The 4,271-nt window shown below is 42.9% G+C and carries 2 rRNA genes; both read right to left on the bottom strand.

The annotated features are described in order from the left end of the window. Window positions 1–395: 395 nt before the first annotated feature. A 5S ribosomal RNA gene (rrf, locus tag BS85_RS0109790) occupies window positions 396–511 on the bottom strand. 387 nt (window positions 512–898) lie between these two features. Further along, window positions 899–4,154, bottom strand: a 23S ribosomal RNA gene (locus BS85_RS0109785). Window positions 4,155–4,271 lie beyond the last annotated feature (117 nt).

Here is a 4,271-nt window from a genome sequence, read left to right as displayed (position 1 = left end):
ATTCTATATTCTATATTCTATATTCTATATTCTATTTCTCCCTTTAAACAGCAAAGATATTAAAGTTGTAGTGGTTTGATGGGTTGATTATTTCTTTACGCACACTGATGGATTGCAAGAACACTAATAAAAGGAGTTATGAAGCACAGCAGAATAACTCTCATAACCTCTTATCCATAAAAATAAACATTCAATCTTAACATAAAAAGCAAATCAAGATTCCTAATCCAACAAACAAACATTTCATCAATACATAAAGAAAGCCTCTTAAATCTTTTTAAATCTTTGGGACTTCTTTTAATTTCTTTTGTTGTTTGGATTCTTTCTTGTGGGGATTTTAATTGTTATAGCAGTTACAACCTTTTGTGAAAGCCTAAATTCTCTTTACACTCTCATCTCCGCACCGTCCTACTTTACCACTCTTGCAAAGAGCAGTATCATCAGCGAAGAAGAGCTTAACTGCTAGGTTCGGAATGGAGCTAGGTGGAACCTCTTCTCTATTAGCACGAAGATGACAATGTAAAGAAAGCCTCTTAAATCTTTTTAAATCTTTGGATTCTTTCTTGTTCTATTTCTACTTTTGTTTTCTTTTATCTTTCTTTATAAAAGAGAAAGAGATTAGAAAAATAAAAGATAATCCATTATTTTAGGAATCTCTTTAGGATAAAGAAAGACTCCATTGCGTAAGAGAAAGGGATAAAGGATTCCAAGCTTTCAACAAGATTCTAATGGAGGATAAGGATATAAAGGAGGAGGTTCTCCATTTAAAGAGTTTGGATTCTTTTTTATCTCTTTTTCTTTAAAGATTTAAGTTTTTAAAGTAATACTATTGTTTGCAAATAAACTGGATTCTTTTCTTTGAGCTTTTACACTCATTAAGGCAGTGGCTTTAAAAGTCATTTTAAGCCAATCGGTCTATTAGTAGTAGTCAGCTAAACATATTACTATGCTTACACCTCTACCCTATCAAGCAGGTAGTCTTCCTGCGACCTTCAGGGAAAGTTCATCTTGGAGTTGGCTTCACGCTTAGATGCTTTCAGCGTTTATCACATCCATACGTAGCTACGCTGCGATGCCCATAGCAGAACAACAGCTACACCAGTGGTATGTCCATCCCGGTCCTCTCGTACTAGGGACAGATCTCCTCAACTTTCCTACGCCCACGGCAGATAGGGACCGAACTGTCTCACGACGTTCTGAACCCAGCTCGCGTACCGCTTTAAATGGCGAACAGCCATACCCTTGGGACCTGCTCCAGCCCCAGGATGCGATGAGCCGACATCGAGGTGCCAAACCTCCCCGTCGATGTGAGCTCTTGGGGGAGATCAGCCTGTTATCCCCGGGGTACCTTTTATCCTTTGAGCGATGACCCTTCCACACAGAATCACCGGATCACTATGACCGACTTTCGTCTCTGCTTGACTTGTTTGTCTTACAGTCAGGCTGGCTTATGCCATTATACTCTACAAATGATTTCCAACCATTTTGAGCCAACCTTTGCAAGCCTCCGTTACTTTTTAGGAGGCGACCGCCCCAGTCAAACTACCCACCAGGCATTGTCCTACTAGAGGATAACTCTAGCTAGTTAGCAGACAGAAACATTAAGGGTGGTATCTCAACGGTGGCTCCATCTCTACCGGAGTAAAGATTTCAAAGCCTCCCACCTATGCTGCGCATAATGCTCCCATCGGCAGTGCCAAGCTGTAGTAAAGGTCCACGGGGTCTTTCCGTCTTGCCGCGGGTAGGAGGAATTTTCACCTCCACTACAATTTCACTGAATCACTCTTTGAGACAGCTCCCATCTCGTTACGCCATTCATGCAGGTCGGTATTTAACCGACAAGGAATTTCGCTACCTTAGGACCGTTATAGTTACGGCCGCCGTTTATTCGGGCTTCAATTCATAGCTTTATCTTGCGACTGACTAATCCTCTTAACCTTCGAACACCGGGCAGGCGTCACACCTTATACTTCCTCTTACGAGTTGGCAAAGTGCTGTGTTTTTGGTAAACAGTCGGGAGGGACTCTTTGCTGAGACCATATTGCTATGGCACACCTTATCGCGAACTTACGGTGTTAGTTTGCAGAGTTCCTTAAAGAGAGTTCTTTCACGCGCCTTAGAATACTCATCTCATCTACCTGTGTCGGTTTGCGGTACGGGCAATATTAGCTAAACTTAGAGGCTTTTCTTGGCACGACGATCTTAACAATTCATATCGCTACCCGAAGGTTTTGATACGCCTGTTGGGTTTGGGATACGGGAGCGGATTTACCAATCTCCTAACTTGCACCCTTCGACTGACACTTCTATCCGTCAGCTTGTCTTGACCCTATGCGTCCCCACATCGCACACTAATATTGGTATTGGAATATTAACCAATTTTCCATCGACTACCCCTTTCGGACTTGTCTTAGGACCCGACTAACCCTACGATGACGAGCATAGCGTAGGAAACCTTAGATTTTCGGCGAAGTGGATTCCCACCACTTTTATCGCTACTCATTCCTGCATGCTCACTTCTATACGCTCCACCACTCCTTACCGGTATGGCTTCAATGCTGTATAGAACGCTCTTCTACCACTGTGCATCAGCACAATCTACAACTTCGGTGTCTATCTTAGCCCCGTTATATTTTCAGCGCAGAATCACTAGACCAGTGAGCTGTTACGCTATCTTTAAAGGATGGCTGCTTCTAAGCCAACCTCCTGGTTGTCTGAGTAACTCCACATCTTTTTCCACTTAGAATAGAACTTTGGGACCTTAGTTGGTAGTCTGGGTTGTTCCCCTTTAGACGATTGATTTTATCACCCACCGCCTGACTCCCAAGATACGGTAATAGGTATTCGTAGTTTGACAGGGGTTGGTACCGCGGTGAGCAGCCCTAGCCCAATCAGAGCTCTACCCCCTATTACTATCACTTGAGGCTATACCTAAATATATTTCGAAGAGAACCAGCTATCACTGAGTTTGATTGGCCTTTCACCCCTATCCACAGCTCATCCCAACCCGTTTCAATGGGTACGAGTTCAGTCCTCCGGTGGGTGTTACCCCACTTTCAACTTGGCCATGGATAGATCACTCAGCTTCGGGTCTGCAGCATCTGACTCAATCGCCCTTTCAGACTCGCTTTCGCTACGGCTTCACATTAGTTTAACCTTGCCAGATACCACAACTCGCAGGATCATTATGCAAAAGGCAGTCCATCACCCTTGTGAGCCTCACTAAAAAATTAAACTAAATTCGCCTTGTGGTAATCTTTGTGGGAGTTTGTAAAAACTTTGTGCGACAGCCTTAAGGCTAGTCTCCGCAGTTTTTACTACACAACCCACAAATCTTATCCACAATGCTAGAATTTCTGGTTGTTCTTAGTTTAAGAGATTCAACTCCAATGGAATCTTAAAGATTAAGATTCTCTCTATTGTTGTTTTATAAAAAAGAAACACCCAATGGCGCAGTATTTTAGATGAGAAATGTGTGTTGTGAAGTTTTTTGCGCGGAGACTAGCCTTAAGGCTGTCGCACAAGCAAAAAGCGAACTCACACATTTTTAGCTCAAAAGACAAGCCTCTCTAATTTCTTAATGAGACTCACAATAGGGCTCTGAATGATTGTAGGCAAATGGTTTCAGGTTCTATTTCACTCCGCTCACTGCGGTTCTTTTCACCTTTCCCTCACGGTACTGGTTCGCTATCGGTGTAGTAGTAGTATTTAGGGTTGGAGAGTGGTCTCCCCTGCTTCAGTCCGGGTTTCACGTGCCCTGACCTACTCTGGATCCTGCTACCTAGAAATACTCTTTCATATACGGGGCTATCACCCTCTATGGCTATTCTTTCCAAAATGTTCTATTAGAGTATTCCAGTGGATGTTGCAGTCCTCAACCCCCAATGCAAGCATTGGGTTTGCCCTCTTCCCCGTTCGCTCGCCGCTACTAAGAGAATCTCGTTTGATTTCTTTTCCTCTAGTTACTGAGATGTTTCACTTCACTAGGTTCGCTCCATTTAAGGTAATATGTATTGCTACATATTGGGTTGCCCCATTCGGAAATCTATGGCTCAAAGCTTCTTGACAGCTCCCCATAGCTTATCGCAGTCTAGTACGTCCTTCATCGCCTCTACTACCCAAGGCATCCACCATTTGCCCTTCACAAGCTTAACTGACTTTGTATTCTTTAACGCCACTGCCTTAATGAATGTAAATTCATTAAAACAATCTTGGTTATTTGCGTGATTGTAGTTATTACTTATTTTAGGCTTTAACAATGTGTTGTAAAA

This window comes from Helicobacter rodentium ATCC 700285 (genome assembly GCF_000687535.1).
Taxonomy (GTDB): Bacteria; Campylobacterota; Campylobacteria; order Campylobacterales; family Helicobacteraceae; genus Helicobacter_D; species Helicobacter_D rodentium.
Note: the sequence above shows the minus strand (reverse complement) of the source record. Positions and strands in the feature narration are given on the sequence as shown.